General features: G+C 71.3%; 16 protein-coding genes. 14 read left to right on the forward strand and 2 right to left on the reverse strand.

Going from position 1 to position 17,659, the window contains the following annotated elements:
• The first annotated feature begins 35 nt into the window (after nucleotides 1-35).
• The 7 genes from ACYU7L_RS13260 to ACYU7L_RS13290 all read left to right on the forward strand — a co-directional run bounded on the left by ACYU7L_RS13260 (nucleotide 36) and on the right by ACYU7L_RS13290 (nucleotide 8,582).
• A complete protein-coding gene (locus ACYU7L_RS13260; protein ID WP_460797352.1) occupies nucleotides 36-608 on the forward strand; it encodes a DUF2202 domain-containing protein in 573 nt (190 codons plus the stop codon).
• Entirely contained in the window at nucleotides 518-748 is a 231-nt protein-coding gene (locus ACYU7L_RS13265; RefSeq protein ID WP_460797418.1) for a DUF2202 domain-containing protein, read from the forward strand. Before ACYU7L_RS13260 ends, ACYU7L_RS13265 begins: the two co-directional genes overlap by 91 nt.
• Before the next feature lie 123 nt (nucleotides 749-871).
• On the forward strand, nucleotides 872-2,386 hold the full coding sequence (locus ACYU7L_RS13270; protein ID WP_460797354.1) for a DUF3375 domain-containing protein: 1,515 nt from the start codon (nucleotides 872-874) through the stop codon (nucleotides 2,384-2,386).
• Nucleotides 2,379-3,134 (forward strand): DUF4194 domain-containing protein, encoded by a 756-nt coding sequence (locus ACYU7L_RS13275; protein WP_460797355.1) that lies wholly within the window; start codon nucleotides 2,379-2,381, stop codon nucleotides 3,132-3,134. Before ACYU7L_RS13270 ends, ACYU7L_RS13275 begins: the two co-directional genes overlap by 8 nt.
• Nucleotides 3,131-6,499: an ATP-binding protein gene (locus ACYU7L_RS13280; protein ID WP_460797357.1), complete on the forward strand. Its 3,369-nt coding sequence runs from the start codon at nucleotides 3,131-3,133 to the stop codon at nucleotides 6,497-6,499. Before ACYU7L_RS13275 ends, ACYU7L_RS13280 begins: the two co-directional genes overlap by 4 nt.
• A 114-nt stretch (nucleotides 6,500-6,613) precedes the next feature.
• The gene (locus ACYU7L_RS13285; RefSeq protein WP_460797359.1) at nucleotides 6,614-7,837 is read left to right on the forward strand and encodes a globin domain-containing protein; all 1,224 of its coding nucleotides are present in this window, start codon (nucleotides 6,614-6,616) and stop codon (nucleotides 7,835-7,837) included.
• Between the two features lie 85 nt (nucleotides 7,838-7,922).
• On the forward strand, nucleotides 7,923-8,582 hold the full coding sequence (locus ACYU7L_RS13290; RefSeq protein ID WP_460797361.1) for a hypothetical protein: 660 nt from the start codon (nucleotides 7,923-7,925) through the stop codon (nucleotides 8,580-8,582).
• 16 nt (nucleotides 8,583-8,598) lie between these two features.
• Here ACYU7L_RS13290 and ACYU7L_RS13295 read toward each other — a convergent pair whose 3' ends face one another.
• Nucleotides 8,599-9,333, reverse strand: coding sequence for a hypothetical protein (locus tag ACYU7L_RS13295; protein WP_460797363.1), 735 nt, complete (start codon nucleotides 9,331-9,333; stop codon nucleotides 8,599-8,601).
• A gap of 155 nt (nucleotides 9,334-9,488) precedes the next feature.
• On the opposite strand from ACYU7L_RS13295, the gene ACYU7L_RS13300 reads away from it, so the two are divergent.
• The 3 genes from ACYU7L_RS13300 (at nucleotide 9,489) to ACYU7L_RS13310 (ending at nucleotide 12,994) form a co-directional block, all read left to right on the forward strand.
• Entirely contained in the window at nucleotides 9,489-10,874 is a 1,386-nt protein-coding gene (locus ACYU7L_RS13300; protein WP_460797365.1) for an MFS transporter, read from the forward strand.
• A gap of 141 nt (nucleotides 10,875-11,015) precedes the next feature.
• Nucleotides 11,016-11,729, forward strand: a complete 714-nt coding sequence (locus ACYU7L_RS13305) for a glycoside hydrolase family 16 protein (protein ID WP_460797367.1) — start codon at nucleotides 11,016-11,018, stop codon at nucleotides 11,727-11,729.
• A gap of 44 nt (nucleotides 11,730-11,773) precedes the next feature.
• Nucleotides 11,774-12,994 (forward strand): AI-2E family transporter, encoded by a 1,221-nt coding sequence (locus ACYU7L_RS13310; RefSeq protein WP_460797369.1) that lies wholly within the window; start codon nucleotides 11,774-11,776, stop codon nucleotides 12,992-12,994.
• A gap of 45 nt (nucleotides 12,995-13,039) precedes the next feature.
• On the opposite strand, the gene ACYU7L_RS13315 is transcribed toward ACYU7L_RS13310, so the two are convergent.
• Nucleotides 13,040-13,933: an SMP-30/gluconolactonase/LRE family protein gene (locus ACYU7L_RS13315; protein WP_460797371.1), complete on the reverse strand. Its 894-nt coding sequence runs from the start codon at nucleotides 13,931-13,933 to the stop codon at nucleotides 13,040-13,042.
• A 177-nt stretch (nucleotides 13,934-14,110) separates the two neighbouring features.
• Between ACYU7L_RS13315 and ACYU7L_RS13320 the strand changes: the two genes are divergently transcribed.
• From ACYU7L_RS13320 to ACYU7L_RS13335, 4 genes are all read left to right on the forward strand, one after another.
• Nucleotides 14,111-15,475 carry a hemolysin family protein gene (locus tag ACYU7L_RS13320; RefSeq protein WP_460797373.1) on the forward strand — a complete coding sequence of 455 codons (1,365 nt, stop codon included), beginning with the start codon at nucleotides 14,111-14,113 and terminating at the stop codon, nucleotides 15,473-15,475.
• Entirely contained in the window at nucleotides 15,468-16,517 is a 1,050-nt protein-coding gene (locus ACYU7L_RS13325; protein ID WP_460797375.1) for a hemolysin family protein, read from the forward strand. Before ACYU7L_RS13320 ends, ACYU7L_RS13325 begins: the two co-directional genes overlap by 8 nt.
• A gap of 133 nt (nucleotides 16,518-16,650) precedes the next feature.
• Nucleotides 16,651-17,271: a CDP-alcohol phosphatidyltransferase family protein gene (locus ACYU7L_RS13330; RefSeq protein ID WP_460797377.1), complete on the forward strand. Its 621-nt coding sequence runs from the start codon at nucleotides 16,651-16,653 to the stop codon at nucleotides 17,269-17,271.
• The coding region (locus ACYU7L_RS13335; RefSeq protein WP_460797379.1) for a hypothetical protein at nucleotides 17,264-17,659 on the forward strand (396 nt) is incomplete at its 3' end. The genes ACYU7L_RS13330 and ACYU7L_RS13335, both read left to right, overlap by 8 nt.

Raw genomic sequence — 17,659 nt, forward strand, 5'->3', positions numbered from 1 at the left:
CGGACCCACGGCCTCCAAGGACGAGGGAGTCGGTCATGAGGACCCGATCGAAGATCGCCGCGGCAGCCGCGGCCGGTGTCGTGGCGACAGGACTGGTGGTCGGCCCGGCTGCTTGGAGCGCCGTGGACTCCATGAGCCCTGGACCCATGAGCCCTGGGCCCGTGAGCGCGGAGGACCGGCCGGGCCCCGCCTGGGGCGGCGGGCACATGCTTGACGGACAGATGCGCTACGGGCAGATGCGCGACGGGGGCCCGATGATGCAGGGAGGCCGGGGCGGCGCCGGGCACTGCGACGCCACCTTCGGCGGCACGGTGGACCGGGGCACGCTGAGCAAGGACCAGGAGGAGATGCTGGCCGCGCAGGCCGAGAACGAGAAGCTCTCGCACGACCTGTACGTGGAGTTCGCGGAGTCGACCGGCGATCCCCGCTTCGACCACATCGCGCGTTCCGAGGCCATGCACCTCTCGGCGGTCCGCTCGCTGCTGCAGCGCTACGGCATCGACGACCCGACCGAGGGCTGGGCGCCGGGGAGTTCGCCGGTGACGATGCCGCGGCGGCCTTCGACGACTACCTCGAGCGCGGCTCGAGCTCCCTCACCGACGCTCTGACGGTCGCGGCGGAGATCGAGCGGGCCGACATCGCGACCCTGCGCGCTGCGGTGGACGACATCGAGGCTCCGGACGTCGACCAGGCGCTCACCCACCTGCTGCGGTCGTCGCGGATGCACCTGGCCCGCTTCAAGGGATGACAGCCGGGCGGCGGGCTGGACCTCAGCAACCCCCGAATGTGAGTTCGCCGCCGCGAGCGCCTAACGTCCTCCAGTCATCTCCGTCCGCATCCGGCGGGCGGGACGCCGGGATCCGGGAGGGGCATGAGCGGCATCGTCGCCGAGCTGGCGCGAGTCACCGAGGCGTTCGACCGGCCCACCCTGCGCCTGCTCGACCGCAAGTGGGCGCCCCTGGTGCTGTCGGTCTTCCGGACGTCGTTCAGCTCCGACGTGCGCACCGTCCACGCCGATCGGCTGCACACCCAGGTCGACGCCTACCTCGACGAGCTCCGGCTCGCGGGGGTCGAGGTGCCCCCCAACCAGAGCGGCCGGTCGCTGTGCCTGCGCTGGATGGGCGACCAGTGGCTCTATCGCACCCTCGACGAGGACGGGGACGAGGAGTACTCCCTCACCTCCCACGCCGTCGACGCGCTCGACCTGGTGCAGAGCCTCACCCGCGACCGGGCGCTGATCAGCGGGTCGCGGATCAACACGATCGTCGACGCCGTACGGCGCTGGGCCACCGAGGCGAACCCCGACCGGGAGGCGCGGGTGGCCCGGCTCGACGAGCAGATCGAGCGCCTCACCGCTGAGCGCGACCGGATCGAGGCCGGTGGGGAGATCGAGCCGGCCAGCATCGACGACATGCAGACCGGCTACGTCGACCTGATGGACCTGATCGGCCAGCTGCCCGGCGACTTCAAGCGGGTGGAGGAGTCGGTCGCCGCGATGCACCGCAAGATCGTGCGCGACTTCCGCGAGGAGGACCGCCCCATCGGCGAGGTGCTCGACGAGTATCTGCGCCGCTCCGACGAGCTCCTCGAGGCGACCCAGGAGGGGCGTGCCTTCGAGGGGGCCTTCGAGCTGCTGCGCGACAAGGACCTGCTCGACGAGCTCGGTCGCGACATCCAGGCCATCCTCGAGCACCCCTTCGCACACGGCCTAGGCCCCGACGACCACCGTGACTTCCGGGGGACGGTCGCCGTGATCCGGCGCGGGATCGACGACGTCCTGGCACGTCGTACCCGGCTCTCCTCGACGTTGCGCGAGCACATCGTCCACCACGACGTGGCCCGCGACCGCGAGGTCGACCAGACGCTGCGCCACATCGAGCGGCTCCTGGTCACCTGGATGGAGACCACCGGTCCACGCTCCCGGGTGGAGGTCGAGCTGATCCCCGGCACGTTCCACCTGCCCCACCTGCGCGAGCGGTTCCACGACCCCGCCACGGATGTCGCGCCTGAGTCACTGCCGGTCACCGAGCCGGCCGACGTCGCCGTCGGCCTGTCGATCGAGCAGCTGCGCCAGCAGGGCGGGCCCTCGCTCAGCGAGCTGCGCGACCTCCTGTCCGGGGCGATCTCCGACGGCGACCTCGCCTCCGCCGCGGACGTCTTCAACCAGCTCCCTGACGAGCTGCGCCGGCCCGTCGAGATCGTCGGGATGCTCCATCTGCTGACCCAGTGGGACGCCACCCCCGACAAGCAGGCGACGGACCGCTTCGAGGCGATCCGGCCCGACGGGAGCCGCCGCGTCTTCGACACCCCGGTGCTGCGCCTCCCTTCGCAGGGCAGCCCTCCCAGCACTCCAGCGACCGCCACGGAAGGACCCGTCGATGCCTGACGTCCACGACCTCGACACCGACTTCGAGAGCGCTCCGGCCCCGGAGGAGGACCCCTCGTCGCTGTCGCTCTTCGAGGGCGACGAGGGCGCGCTCACCATGGAGCAGCGCCGGACGCTGGTGGCGATCCTCAAGCACCGCTACATCAGCGCCGAGCGCAACCCGGGGGAGTGGCGCACGCTGCTCGCCGACCTGCCGCTGATCAAGGGGCGGCTCAACGACGTCTTCCTCGATCTGCACATCGACCACGCCTACCAGGTCGCGTTCAAGCGCCAGGCAGTCCCGGAGATCGGGCCGGCGTTCTCGACGTTGCTGCACGACACGGCCTACACCCGCGAGGAGACGATCCTCCTGGTGGTGCTGCGCCAGCGCTTCCGCAGCCAGCGCGCCGACGGCAACGGCGTCGTCCTCGTCGACCGGGAGGGTCTGCTCGACGAGATCGCCGCCTTCCGCCCGGCCCACGCCACCGACCGCTCCGGCGACCGCCGCCGGGCCGAGAACGCCCTGGCCACCCTGGTCAAGGCACGCATCCTGCTGCGCACCAACGACCCCGAGCGGTTCAAGGTCGCACCGGTGATCGAGGTGCTGCTGCCGATCCAGCGGCTCAACGAACTCGCCGAATGGATCACCCGTGCCACCAGCGACGACCCCGACGAGGCGAGCGCACCGGTCGACGACACCGACCTCGACGACGACGAGCCCAGGGACGACGAGCCCAGCGACGACGAGAACGACGAGGTGACCGCGTGATCCTCCAAGAGCCCCTCATGCACATCCCGGGCGCCACCGAGGGCACCACGCAGTGGCGGGCGGAGACCCTCCAGATGGTCAACTGGGGCGGCTTCCACGGCTACCACGCCGTGGAGTTCTCGCTGGACTCGATGCTGCTGACCGGCGCCACGGGCACGGGCAAGAGCACGTTCCTCGACGCCTACATCGCGGTGATGATGCCCTCGGACGTGCCCTTCAACGGCGCCTCCAACGATGTCTCGACGAGCAAGGCCCGCTCGGCGGACCAGCGCAACCTGCTCACCTACCTCAAGGGCAAGATCGACGACAGCCATGTCGGCGAGGCGGGCACGCCGACCGAGAAGGTGCTGCGCGGCAACGACGGGCGCCCCGTCTGGGGCGCGCTCGCGCTGACCTTCGTCAACGACCGCCGTCAGCGCTTCACAGTGCTGCGCGTCTACTACGCGAAGGCCGGCGCCGCGACGTACGCCGACGTGTCGCAGACCCGCGCGACGTACGACGGCTACCTCGACCTGCGCGAGCTCGAGCCGCTGGCGGCCTCGCGCTTCGACAAGCGGACCCTGCGCGGCGCCTTCGAGGGTCTCAACATCCACGAGACCGTGCGCGCCTTCGAGCAGACCCTGCACACCCGGCTGGGCATCGGCCAGAACGGCGACGGTCGCAAGGCCCTGCGCCTGCTGGCACGCGTGCAGTCGGGGATGCAGGTCAACACCGTCGACGGCCTCTACAAGTCGATGGTCCTCGAGCAGCCGGGCACCTACACCAAGGCCGAGCGGGCCGTCGAGCACTTCGAGGACCTCGAGGCGGCCTACGACGCGATGCAGACCGAGGCCGACAAGGAGCGGGTCCTGCGCCGCCTCCCCGAGCTCCAGGTCGAGCTCGAGACGGCGCGCGAGCAGGAGCGGCTGATCGACACCTTCGGGGTCGCCCGCGAGGGGGACACCCCGCTGGTGCTGTGGGCGCTGACCACGGAGGACGCCCTGCTCGAGGCGGGTGAGGACGCCAACCACGCCGCCCTGACCCAGCAGCAGATCGCCGCCCGCGAGGCCATCGCGCTCGAGCGGGTCCTCAAGGACCGCTCCGACATCCTGGCCGAGGAGATGCACGCCAACGGCGGGCAGAGCCTCCAGCGACTGCGCCACGAGCGCGAGCGGCTCGAGGACCTGCGCGAGGACACCGACAAGGCCCGCCGGATCTTCCGGGCGGCGTACGGCGCCCTCGGCACGCCGCCCAACGACGAGGCGGAGTTCGACAAGGCCCGTCTGGCGGCCGACGACTTCCTGAGCGCGTTCCCAGCGGAGCGGGCCGGGCTCGACGCGGAGCAGACGGCGCTGCACGAGCGCCGCTGGCCCCAGGAGCACGCCCGCCGAGAGCTCGTCGCCGAGCGCGACTCGCTCGCCGGCCGGGCCAGCGTGGTGCCCCGTGGTCTGCACGAGGCTCGCGTCGCGCTCGCCGAGGCCGCCGGCATGCACCCCGACGAGCTGCCCTTCGTGGCCGAGCTCGTCGACGTCGCACCGGGGGAGGAGGAGTGGCGCCGCGCCGTGGAGGTGACGCTCTCCTCGCTCGCCCGGATCATCCTCGTCGAGGACGACCGCTTCGAGGAGTTCTCCCGCGCCATCGACTCGCTGCGTCTGCCGGTCCGGGTCAACTTCCAGGGCGTGGCCCACCGGCCGCACCGCCCGTCGTCCGCGGACCCCCGTCGGGTCTCCGGCAAGCTGGTCACCAAGGATTCGCCGTTCTCGTGGTGGGTCCAGGACCGGGTCTCGAGCCCGCGCACCGACCACCTGTGCGTCGAGACCGCCCACGACTTCCGCGGCAGCGACCCGCAGGTCACCAAGTCCGGCCAGACCCGCAACGGTCGTCGCGCCGCCCACGGCGACCTCGGCAACGCGCGCATCATCGGCTTCTCCAACGAGGGCCGGCTGCGCGAGATCGCCGACGACATCGCGGCGCTCGACGAGCGGCTAGACGCCCTGGCCGAGGAGCACACAGGGATCCGGGCCCGCCTGGAGGACCTGGAGCGGCGCCGCGACGCTCACCTGGCGGTCGTCAACACCCGCTGGACCACGATCGACCTCGACGCCGTCGACGCCGCCATCGCCGCGAACATCGAGGCGCACAACCGGCTGCTGGGCAGCAACGACCTGCTGACCCAGCTCGGCGCCGAGCGCGAGGAGGTGCTCGCCCAGCTCGACGAGGTCGGCAGCCGCAAGCACACGGCCCAGGCGGCCGTGAGCGAGCTGACCCGGCGCGCGGAGGAGCTGGCCGACACCAAGGACGTCGTCACCCGCGAGCTCGACCGCATCGCGGCCGAGGGCCTGGAGCTGGACCCGGAGGCCGCGGCCTATCTGGACGGCCAGCTGGCTGAGGTCGGCGACCCCGACGACCTGCGCTCCTTCCACGACAACCTGCGCCGCCTGCGGGGCCGCCTCGCCGAGCAGTCCCGGACCGCTCGCGAGGAGGCCCGCCGCGCCGGCGACGCGATCATCGCGGTGCTGGAGCAGTACCAGACCCGCTGGCCCGACCCCAACCTCGGCGTCGAAGTCGGCTCCGTCGACGGCTACCGCGACATCCTGGACCACATCGTCGAGACCGGGTTGCACGCACGCCGATCGGAGTGGAGCCGACGCCTCGCCGGCTGGTCGGGCCAGGACCTGGTGCCCTTGTACGCCGCCTTCGACACCGCCGTGGACGAGATCGAGGAGCGGCTGCGCCCGGTCAACGAGATCCTGGGCACGCTCCAGTTCGGTCCGGCCGGGGACTACCTGCAGATCAAGCTCCGACGCCTCGCCAGCGAGGATGTCGCGCGCTTCAAGCGCACCCTGCGATCGCTGTCGTCGTCCTCGACGAAGTCCCTCACCGAGGACGAGGTGGGGGAGCGCTTCGGGCAGCTGCGCGACTTCATGTCGCTCATCAGCCGCCCCGACGGAGCCTCGCCGGCCGTGCTCGCCCGACGCGACCACTTCCTCGACGTGCGCAAGCACGTCGAGGTCACCGCGGTCCGCTACGACCGCGATCACCGCGAGGTCGGGTCCTACTCGACCCTGGGTGGCAAGAGCGGTGGCGAGAGCCAGGAGCTCGTCGCCTTCATCGTGGGCGCCGCGCTGCGCTACCAGCTCGGCGACGAGGAGCGCACCCGGCCGCGCTTCGCCCCGGTGTTCCTGGACGAGGGCTTCGTGAAGTCGGACTCCGAGTTCGCCGGCCGGTCGGTCCAGGCGTGGAAGTCGCTGGGCTTCCAGCTGATCATCGGAGCGCCCCTGGACAAGGTCAGCGCCCTCGAGCCCGACATGGACAAGCTGTTCATGATCGCCAAGACCCCCGACCACTACTCCCACATCTACGAGCTGGCATCACCGCCGATGTGACATTGACCGCCCCCGGAACGGGACCTTGGTCCTGATTTTTCACGGTGGTCCGCCTCCTAAAGTCCCCCGGGACGCCGGCCCTCCTGGCCGGCACTATCTCGAGGGAGCAGGACCATGTTGTTGTCACGTCAGGCGGAGAGCGTCGTCAAGGCCACGGCCGGAGTGGTCGCGGAGAACGCCGTCGCGATCACGTCGCGCTTCTATCCCGCCATGCTCGAGGCCAACCCGGAGCTGCGGAACCTCTTCAACCAGGGCAACCAGGCCAACGGCGACCAGCGCCAGGCACTGGCCGCGGCGGTCGTCGCCTACGCCGTGCACCTCGTCGACCCGGAAGCCCCGTCGTTCCAGCCGGTGATGGCGCGCATCGCGCACAAGCACGTCTCGCTGGGCATCCGCCCCGAGCAGTACACGATCGTCGGCCACCACCTGATGGGTGCCATCGGCGAGGTGCTCGGCGACGCCGTCACCCCCGAGATCGCCCAGGCCTGGGACGAGGTCTACTGGCTCTTCGCCGTGCAGCTGATCGCCGAGGAGGCGCGCCTCTACACCCAGGCCGGCGTCTCGCCCGACACCGCCTGGCGTCGCCACGAGGTCGTCGAGCGCATCGACGAGGCGACCGACACGGTCTCGCTGGTCTTCCGGCCGGAGGACGGCGGCCCGGTCCAGCAGCACCTGCCCGGCCAGTACGTCTCCGTGGTCGCCGTACTGCCCGACGGCACCCGCCAGCCCCGGCAGTACACCGTCTCCACGGGTCCGCGCGACAACACCGTCCAGGTGACCGTACGACGCGTCCGCGGCGCCGACGGAGCCCCGGACGGCCTGGTGTCGTCGTTCCTCCACGACCAGGTCTCGGTGGGCGACGTGCTCGAGCTCGGTCCGCCCGCAGGGGACCTGTTCCTCGACGAGGGCGACGACCCGCTGCTGCTGATCAGTGCCGGCGTGGGCATCACCCCCGTGGCGGCGATGCTCGACGACCTGGCAGCGCGGGGGAGCACCCGGGCGGTCACCGTGGCGCACGCGGACCGCTCCGCGGCCAGTCACCCGCTGTTCGACGCCACCGCGGGGGCCGTGTCGACGCTCTCGTCGGGTGGCACGACCGACGTGCACACCTGGTACGAGGAGGTCGACGCCGTGGGCGTCGAGCGTGGCGCCCGAGCGGGGCTGATGGATCTGAGCACCGTCGCGATCCCGGCGCAGGCTCAGGTCTTCATGTGCGGTCCGCTGCCCTTCATGAGGGATGCGCGGGCCGCACTGATCCGGGCCGGCGTCACCTCGGACCGGATCCGCTACGAGGTCTTCGGCCCCGACATGTTCGCGGGCCACGCGCTCGGCGAGTGACCCGGGGGACAGGTTGACGAGCGCAGGCTGACAAGAGCGGGGGACGGGGCGAGACTGGGGGGCACACACTCCTGGGGAGCCCGCCATGAAGCACATCGCCGCCTCGTCCCTGCTCACCGCGCTGGCGCTGGGAGCGGCACTCGCCGCCCCAGCGGTGGCACATGACCCGGTGGGCCGGGATCCGGGCGGCCAGGAGCGGGTGGCCCCAGAGCGGGTGGCCCAGGAGCGGGTGGCCCAGGAGCGGGCGGCACAGATCGTGCGGCACCGCGACGCCGCAGGCGACGTCCGGCTCCTGCGCAACGGGGGGCTCTCGGTGGCCCACCGCCGCTCGGTCGACCTCCGACGCGTGGTCGTGGCGAGGAACGACGCCAGGGTCCGGTTCACGGTCGAGGTCAAGAAGGTCGTGCGCCGTCCGCGCTTCGACCAGATGTTCTTCTTCACCATCAGGCCCCCTGCCCGGAGCACGGAGGAGTGGAGCGGGCAGGTGGGCTTCACCAGTAAGGGCCGCTACGGGTACGCCGGGTGGGGGCCGCTCGAGGATGGCGACTACGCCTCCTGCGCCCTGAACCGGGTCAGCATCCGCTGGGCGCGGCAGGCCGTCTCACTCGACGTACCGCCTCGCTGCGTCCCGCGCGGCGAGCTGCGGCTCGAGGTGGACAGCTACACCGGCACCTTCCGCAGCGACGCGGATCCCTGGTCACGCGACCGGGCGCGGGTTCCCGGCACCCACGTCCTGCGCGACTGAGCCGGTCAGCGCCCAGTCAGCGCTGGGCGGCGTCCTGGACGGCGCGCAGCGGCTGGGCGCCGTTCGCCTCGGCGATGCGCGAGGCGGCCATGTGGGCGAGGTCGAGCGGACGAGCGAGTGAGTCCTCGTCCGACATGCCGAGGGCCTGGGCGAGCACGCCGGCCATCATCACGGCCTCGTCGGTGCCGGTCAGGCTGTCCTCGATGAAGTCGATCAGCGCGATGATGCGGGGGTCGCCCGGACGGGTCTGACGCCACAGCGACTTGGCGTGGTGGCCGTTCTGGGCGAGGAAGTCCTCGATCGGCACGTTGCGGTTGCTGCAGACGTACTCGGTCGTGTAGGCGCCCTTGGAGGCACGCGGGGCGAGCGCGGCACCGCAGACGCGGCACGGCGGCACCGGGCCGGCGCCGTAGAGCCGGCGCAGGTGCTGCAGGCCGTCGGACGAGGTGACCGCAGCGACGCGGGCCCGCTGCAGCTCGGCGCGCTCGCGGCGCTCCATGGCGGAGGGGGCGGGGACGAGGACGGCGGGAGCGCCGGGGATGCCGGGCAGCTTGGTCGAGCGGCTGAGCTTGGCAGCGGCGCGACGGGCGCGGGTCCGGGCGTTCTCGCAGGACTTGCAGTCGAGGTGGTAGCCGGACTTCATGGCGGCCTTCGCCGTGAAGGCGCGCACATCCTTCACCTCGGTGCAGGTGCGGCAGCGCAGCGTGGTCGGACGGACCTTCTCCGGCATCGTGCTGATCTGGGCGGCCATTGGGTTTCCCCCTCGTTGAGTGGTGCGACAACTAGCGGATCGGTCTGGCCGGCGGGGGACTTTAGGGCGCGCCCGAAAAGAAGTCGTGACGGAAAAGGGTCTTCGCCGTGCAGGGGGCATAAGGTTCTGCCCCCGCTGTGGGGTACAACTGCCGCATGGACGCCCCGAATCCGGCCGCAGCCGCGAGCGCCCCCTTGGACGGACCGGCGCTCACCCGCAGTCAGCGGCTCGATCGGCTCCCCTTCACCGCCCAGCACCGGCGGCTCGTCCTCGGCTCCGGGGCCGGGTGGGCGCTCGACGCGATGGATGTCGGCCTGATCAGCTTCGTGATGGCGGCCCTGGCCGTGCAGTGGGACCTGGGCGACACCACGCTGTCGTGGATCGCCGCCACCGGGTTCATCGGGATGGCCGTCGGTGCCAGCGCCGGCGGGCTGCTCGCCGACCGGATCGGGCGACGCCAGGTCTTCGCCCTCACGCTCCTCGTCTATGGGCTGGCGACCGGGGCGGCCGCGCTGTCGTGGTCGGTCGCCGCGCTGCTGGTCTTCCGCTTCCTCATCGGGCTGGGCCTCGGCGCCGAGCTGCCGGTCGCCTCCACGCTGGTGAGCGAGTTCGCCCCCGCCCGGATCCGTGGCCGGATGGTGGTGGCCCTCGAGGCCTTCTGGGCGGTGGGCTGGCTGCTCGCCGCGCTCATCGGCTACTACGTCATCCCGCTCTCCGACGACGGCTGGCGCTGGGCCCTCGCTCTGGGTGCCGTCCCCGCGGTCTACGCCGTCGTGGTGCGCTACGGGCTCCCGGAGTCAGTGCGCTTCCTCGAGTCGCGGGGCCGCCACGACGAGGCCGAGGTCGCCGTACGGCGCTTCGAGGCGTCGGCGGGCGTCGCACCCCCGCACGTCCCCGCCGTCACCCCGGACATCGCGCCGCAATCCGCACCGGGGCCGGGCGAGCTCTGGGCGCGCGGGCTGCGACTGCACACGGCATCGCTGTGGTTGGTGTGGTTCGGCGTCAACTTCTCCTACTACGGGGCGTTCATCTGGATCCCCAAGCTGCTCGTCGACTCGGGCCTGGACCTCGTGCAGTCGTTCGGCTACACGTTGGTGATCACGCTGGCGCAGCTGCCGGGCTACGCCGTGGCCGCCGTGCTCGTGGAGGTCTGGGGCAGACGGGCGACGCTCTCGACGTTCCTGGTCGGGTCGGCGATCTTCGCCGTCCTCTTCGGCAACGCGGACAGCGGCGGGCAGATCATCGCCTTCGGGATGGGGCTGTCGTTCTTCAACCTCGGTGCCTGGGGGGCTCTCTACGCCGTGTCGCCCGAGGTCTACCCGACCCGACTGCGCGGCACCGGGACCGGCTGGGCCGCCGGCTTCGGGCGCATCGCCTCGGTCGTGGCGCCGCTGTCCGTGCCCTGGCTGGTCGACCTCGGCACCGGCAACGGCCTGCTCTTCACGGTCTTCTCCGCGTTCTTCGCCATGGCGGCCCTGGCCACCTGGGGTCTGCCCGAACGCGCGGGCGAGGCGCTGGACGCGGAGGCGCCCGCCGGCTGACGTGTGGGGTGACTCATAGGGGCCAAGGTAAAGAACTCCGGGACGTGACCCGAGTTCTCTGTTATGAACACTGTTCGCCTGCTGCCCCGATGGGTGGCTGGAGCCCTGGCTCTCAGCCTCGCCCTCCTCATCAGTCCCCTCATGACCTCGGACCCCACGGCCGCCGCCGACGCCCGCAAGTCGTCCGGAGGGTGGCAGCGGGTCGCGACGGAGAACTTCAACACCCTCGACCCCCAGCGCTGGTCGAAGTTCCAGGGACGCCCCGGGTGCTGTGCCGAGACCGTCTGGGACCCCTCCCGGGTCTCGGTCTCGGGTGGGGTGCTGACGCTGGCCAACCACCCGGACGCCGACGGCACCTGGCGCAGCGGCGGTGTCGGCGCCTGGGACTGGTCCGCGGCCACCCGCCGCTTCGGACGCTGGGACGCCAGGATCCGCTTCGACTCAGGCACCGGCATCTCCGGGACGGCGCTGCTGTGGCCCGCCGGCGAGGGATGGCCGCCGGAGATCAACTACTTCGAGATCTTCGAGACGTGGGGCTCGCGCAACCGGCTGATGACCACCACGCACTACGGAACGCCGTCGAACCACCAGGTCGACCAGCGCATCACCCGCGCGAAGTTCACCAACTGGCACGTCTTCAGCGTCCGCTGGACGCCCAGGTCGCTCACCTTCGTGGTCGACGGCCGGGTCGTGCACAAGGTGCGTGACCGCGCGGCGATCCCGCGTCAGCGGATGTGGCCCGGCTTCCAGACCCACGTCCACAAGCTCGGGAACGGCAAGATGCCCTCCCTGCCGGGAGCCTCCAAGAGCGTGCGCATGCAGGTCGACTGGATGCGCGTGTTCAAGCGCCGCTGAGCGCGCCCCGTTTATCGAGCCCCACTTCTTGGCACTATCGGGTCGTGATCGACGACGCCAAGGCCGCAGCGGCCCCTCCGACCCCCCGCCCCTCTCGTGAAAGGGTCATCGGCGACGGCCTGGCCTGGGTGGCCCGGTGGAGCGCCCGCTGGGTGCTCATCGCGCTGGGCGCCTACCTCCTGGGCCTGATCATCCAGCAGCTGTGGTCGATCCTGCTGCCGGTCGTCCTCGCGCTGATCGTCACCACGGTCCTGCAGCCCCCCGCCCGGTTCCTCGAGAGGCGCCTCAACATGCCGGCCGCGCTGGCGGCGGCGACGGTGCTCATCGGGGGCATCGGCGTGCTCGTGGCCGTCGGCTTCGGGATCGCGCCGTCGGTGGCCTCGCAGTCGAGCGACATCGCCGAGGACGCCTCCCAGGGACTGCAGCAGATCCAGGACTGGGTGCAGACCAGCGACCTCCAGGTCACCGGCGAGCAGATCGACACCGCCATCCAGGCGGCTCAGGACCGGCTGACCTCGAGCGCCGGCAGCATCGCCTCCGGCGTCCTGGTGGGGGTGAGCGCGGTGACCTCCGCCCTCATCACGCTGTTCGTCACCCTGCTGCTGACGTTCTTCTTCCTCAAGGACGGACGGCGCTTCGTCCCCTGGCTGCGACGAGTGAGCGGCCGCCGGGTGGGCCCGCACCTGGCCGAGGTGTCGACGCAGACCTGGGGCACCCTGGGCGGCTTCATCCGAACCCAGGCACTGGTCAGCTTCATCGACGCGGTCTTCATCGGCATCGGACTGCTGGTCGTAGGCGTCCCCCTCGCCGTGCCGCTGGCCATCCTGACGTTCCTGGGCGGCTTCGTGCCGATCGTCGGGGCCCTGGTCGTGGGCGCGATCGCCGTGCTGGTCGCCCTGGTGTCCAACGGCGTCACCGGCGCGCTGATCATCCTCGCCGTGATCGTCGGCGTGCAGCAGCTCGAGGGCAACGTCCTGCAGCCCTGGCTGCAGTCGAAGAGCATGCAGCTGCACGCCGCGATCGTGCTCCTGTCGGTGATGCTCGGCTCCACACTGTTCGGCATCATCGGCGCCTTCCTGGCCGTGCCGGTCGTCGCGGTCGCGGCGGTGATCCTGCGCTACCTCGACCAGCTCGTCACCGAGGTCTCGGAGCCCGACGCCGTGGCCCGAGACCTGGAGGAGAAGGCGCACGACCGCCCCGAGGAGCCCGTCGAGACGGCGCCCATCAGCGAGGCCGACAAGCCGGGCGGGGACAAGACGCTCTGACCCCGGCCCGGCTCCGCTCGTCCCTGCTCAGGTGGGCACTGCGGATCAGGGCAGGCCGGCGTGCGGCACGTCGACGGTCACCGTGAGCAGCATCGCCTCGGCGGCTGCGACGCGGCTCTCCTCGAAGAAGTCCGGCGCCGCGCAGATCAGCAGCGTGCGACCGTCGTCGCCCCCGAGGGCGCAGGCGAAGGCCCCGAGCCCGGCCGGCATCTGGATCGACTCACGGATGCTGCCGCCGGGCGCCACTCGGGAGACGCGCCCGTTGACCGCGTCGGCGAACCAGACGTGCCCCTCGGCATCGAGGGTGCACCCGTCGGGCGCGGGGAGTCCGGTGCCGAGCGCCTCCATCACCGAGGTGGTCTCGGGGATGTCGCCCATCGCACCCCAGATCGCCCGGTCCGAGAGCGAGCCGTCAGCGGCGACGCGGAACGACGAGAAGCGGGCGCCGGTCGTCTCCGCGACGATGAGCGTGTCGCCCTCGATGACCATCCCGTTCGGGAAGCGCAGCCCGTCCGCCACGGCGGTGACGGTGCCGTCGGGATCGATGCGAGCCAGCGAGGCGTCGCGCATGTCCTCGCCGCCCATCAGGTCGAACCCGAAGTTGCCGACGAAGGCGTGTCCTGCGGCGTCGACGACGAGGTCGTTGAGATGTCCCGTGGCGACGTCGGAGAGGTCGGCGTACTCCGACACCTCGCCGCTCGGGGTGCGGCGCAGGACCCGGCGGTCCTTCATCGAGACCACCAGCAGCGAGCCGTCCGGGAGCCAGCCGAGACCCGACGGCTGGTGGGGGACGGCGAGCTCCTCGGTCTCGGTGCCGTCGGGGGCATAGCTGAACACCGCATGGCGGTAGAAGTCCGAGGCCCACCACCGACCGTCGTGCCAGCGCGGTCCCTCGAAGAAATGGCCGCCCGCGGCGAACGTCGTGAGGCTTCTGGTCATCGTGCTCCCTCCACTGCCGGGTGGCCCCGGCTCTCCGTGTGTGATGGAGCGCACACTAGTGGCTGTGCCGGTAGGCTGCTCGCGACCACGCCCCCTCGTAGAAGGACCGCAAGCTCCGCCCATGGACGGTTCCCAAAGTCCCCAGCTCTCCCGCCCCGCCAGTCGAGGGGGAGAGCGTTGCTGATCGAGTGGCTCCTGCTGGGGCTCTCCCTCGTGCTGGTCGCCCTCTGCGGGCTCTTCGTCGCCGCCGAGTTCTCCCTGGTCACCATCGACCGTGCCCGGGTCGAGCGCGCCGTCGCGGACGGTGATCCCGGCGCCGAGGGCATCCAGGCCGCCCTGCGCTCCCTGTCGACCCAGCTCTCCGGGGCCCAGGTCGGCATCACCATCACCAACCTCGCGATCGGGTTCCTGGCCGAGCCAGCGATCGCGAGCCTCGTCGACGGGCCACTCGAGGCGGCCGGGGTGCCCGAGGGGGCGGTATCGCCCATCGCGATCACGATCGGACTCGCGCTGGGCACCGCGCTGACGATGATCTTCGGAGAGCTCGTGCCCAAGAACCTCGCGATCGCGATGCCGATGGAGGTGGCCCGCCACACCCAGGGCTTCCAGCGTGGGTTCACCCGCCTCAACGCGGTCCCGATCCGCTTCCTCAACAACTCCGCCAACGCCCTCGTCCGGCGGATGGGCATCGAGCCGCAGGAGGAGCTGCGCTCCGCGCGCAGCGCCAACGAGCTGAGCTCCCTGATCCAGCGCTCCGCCGACCAGGGCACGCTCGATGCGGACACCGCCGAGCTGATGGAGCGCTCGGTCGAGTTCAGCAGCCGCACCGCCGGTGAGATCATGACCCCGCGGGTGCGCACGGTCAGCGTGGAGTCCGGCGATCGGGCCAGCATCGTGATCGAGCTCGCCCGTCAGACCGGGCACTCCCGCTTCCCGGTGCTCGACGCCGAGGACGCCGTGGTGGGCACGGTCCACGTCAAGCACGCGGTCGCCCTGCCCGTGCCGGAGCGGGCGACGACGCGGATCAAGCACATCATGGTGAAGCCGATCGTCGTGCCGGACTCGCTGCGCCTCGACCCGCTGATGACGCTGCTGCGCGCGGACGGCTTCCAGATGGCCGTCGTGCTCGACGAGTACGGCGGGCAGGCCGGCATCGTGACCCTCGAGGACGTCGTCGAGGAGATCGTGGGGGACATCGCCGACGAGCACGACCGGATGGGCTCGCGCGTGCGACTGCGCCGCGACGGCGTCTGGTCCCTCTCGGGGCTGCTGCGTCCCGACGAGGTCGAGGACGCCACCGGGATCCAGCTGCCCGACCACGAGGACTACGACACGATCGCGGGCCTCGTGCTGCGCCAGCTCGGCCGAGTGCCGGTGGCCGGCGACCGTGCCGAGATCGTGGTGCCCGACCGGGGCGACCCCGACGAGCCGCGCGAGCTGCTCGCCGTACTCACGGTGGAGCACATGGACGGACTGCGCATCGACCGGGTGTCGCTGCGCGTGCTCGAGGGGCCGAACGACGGGAGGGGCCCGCATGAGTGACCTCACCGCCGTCCTCGTCGCGGTGCTGCTGTTGGCGTTCAACGCCTTCTTCGTCGGCTCGGAGTTCGCGCTGCTCTCGGCCCGGCGCAGCCAGATCGAGCCCAAGGCCCTGGAGGGCTCCCGGGTCGCGAAGACCACGCTGCGGGCGATGGAGAACGTCTCGCTGGTGATGGCCGGTGCGCAGCTCGGCATCACGATCTGCTCGCTCGGCCTCGGCGCTGTCGGCGAGCCCGCGGTCGCCCACCTGCTGGAGCCGATGCTGCACGCCGTCCACGTCCCCGACCAGCTGCTGCACCCGATCGCCTTCATGGTGGCGCTCACCGTGGTCGTCTACCTCCACGTCGTGCTGGGGGAGATGGTCCCCAAGAACATCGCGCTGGCCGGCCCCGATCGCGCCGCCTTGGTGCTCGGCCCGCCGATGATGGGCGTGGTCACGGTCCTCAAGCCGATCATCGTCTCCCTCAACGCGATCGCGAACGGCGCGCTCCGGCTGCTGCGCGTGGAGCCGACCGACGAGGTCAACTCCACCTTCACCCGCGAGGAGGTGGCCGCGCTGGTCGAGGAGTCGCGTGGCGAGGGCCTCCTCGAGCAGGGGCAGTACGACCGGCTCGCCGGGGCTCTGGGCTTCACCGAGAAGTCCGTGGAGGCCGTGCTGATGCCCCTGGACACCCTCGCGACCGTACGACGCGGCTCGACCGCCGCGGACGTGGAGGACCTGTGTGCCGCAACCGGCTTCAGCCGGTTCCCGGTCCAGCGCGACGACGGGGAGCTGTTGGGATACCTGCACATCAAGGACGTCCTGGAGCCCGACGAGTCGCGCCGCGAGCGAGTGATCGACGACAAGTGGATCCGGCCGTTCGCGCTGGTGCGGGAGGGCGATGCCCTGCACGAGGCGCTCGAGACGCTGCAGCGCAAGGGTGCTCACCTCGCCCGCGTCGTCACGCCCGACGGGCGGCTCCTGGGCCTGGCGACGCTCGAGGACGTCCTGGAGGAGCTCGTCGGCGAGATCCGCGATGCGGCGCACCACGAGGAGTCGGCCTGACCGTCCCCCGTACGCCAGGGTGGGGCCGTTAGGGTGTGAGTCGTCCGAGGGGCGAGACCGCCTCGTCTCGGGGACAGGCGACCGACACAGAGGCAGGCGACACGCGAATGCAGGCAACACCGTGCCCGACGCGATGACTCGTGGCTCCCGGGTGTGGACGATCCCGAACCTGCTCAGCATGGCCCGGCTCGCCGGGGTGCCGCTCTTCCTGTGGCTGGTGCTCGGCCCCGAGGCGGACGGCTGGGCACTGGGCCTGCTGATGCTCTCCGGCGTCACCGACTGGGCCGACGGCTACCTGGCCCGACGCTGGGACCAGCGCACCACGCTGGGTCAGATCCTCGATCCGGTCGCCGACCGGCTCTACATCCTCGCGGTGATCATCGGGCTGGCTCTGCGCGAGATCATCCCGTGGTGGGTCGCGGTCGTGCTGCCACTGCGCGACCTGATGTTGTGGGGTCTGGTGCCGTTCCTGCGCACTCGGGGATACAGCGCGCTCCCGGTGCACTTCCTCGGCAAGGCGGCGACCTTCAACCTCCTCTATGCCTTCCCGCTGTTGCTCCTTGGCGACGGCGACGGGGTGGTCGCGAGCCTGGCCCAGGTGTTCGGCTGGGCCTTCGCCTTCTGGGGCATCGGGCTCTACTGGTGGGCGGGTCTGTTGTACGTCTGGCAGGTGCGCAGGCTGCTGGCCGACACCGACCGGCGGCTGCCGGAGGATGTCGATCATGACGACGGGGACGGGGAGGCGCATGGCTGAGCCGGCCGAGATCGGGCGCTCCCTGCCCGACCACGTCACGCTGCCCCTGCTCACGCTGATCACCCAGCAGTCGCTCGAGCAGGACTATCAGGTGGTGGCCGATCGTCGCGCCCAGGAGTCGCTCGGCTCTGCGGGATCCGAGGAGGACCCTGAGGAGAGTGGCACCCCGCGCCACGTGACGGCGGCGGTGGTGGCGAGTGTCTTCGGGCTGCTGATCGTGAGCGCCTTCGTGCAGACCGAGCGCAACGCCACCGCCGACGAGACCCGGCGCGCCACCTTGATCAGCAAGGTCCAGGAGGGCCGCGAGGAGCTGGCGGAGAGCCAGCGCGAGATCACCGAGCTTCGTGACGGCAATGCCGACCTGACCCGACGCCTCGAGGGCGTCGCG

Source organism: Nocardioides pacificus, from assembly GCF_054775955.1.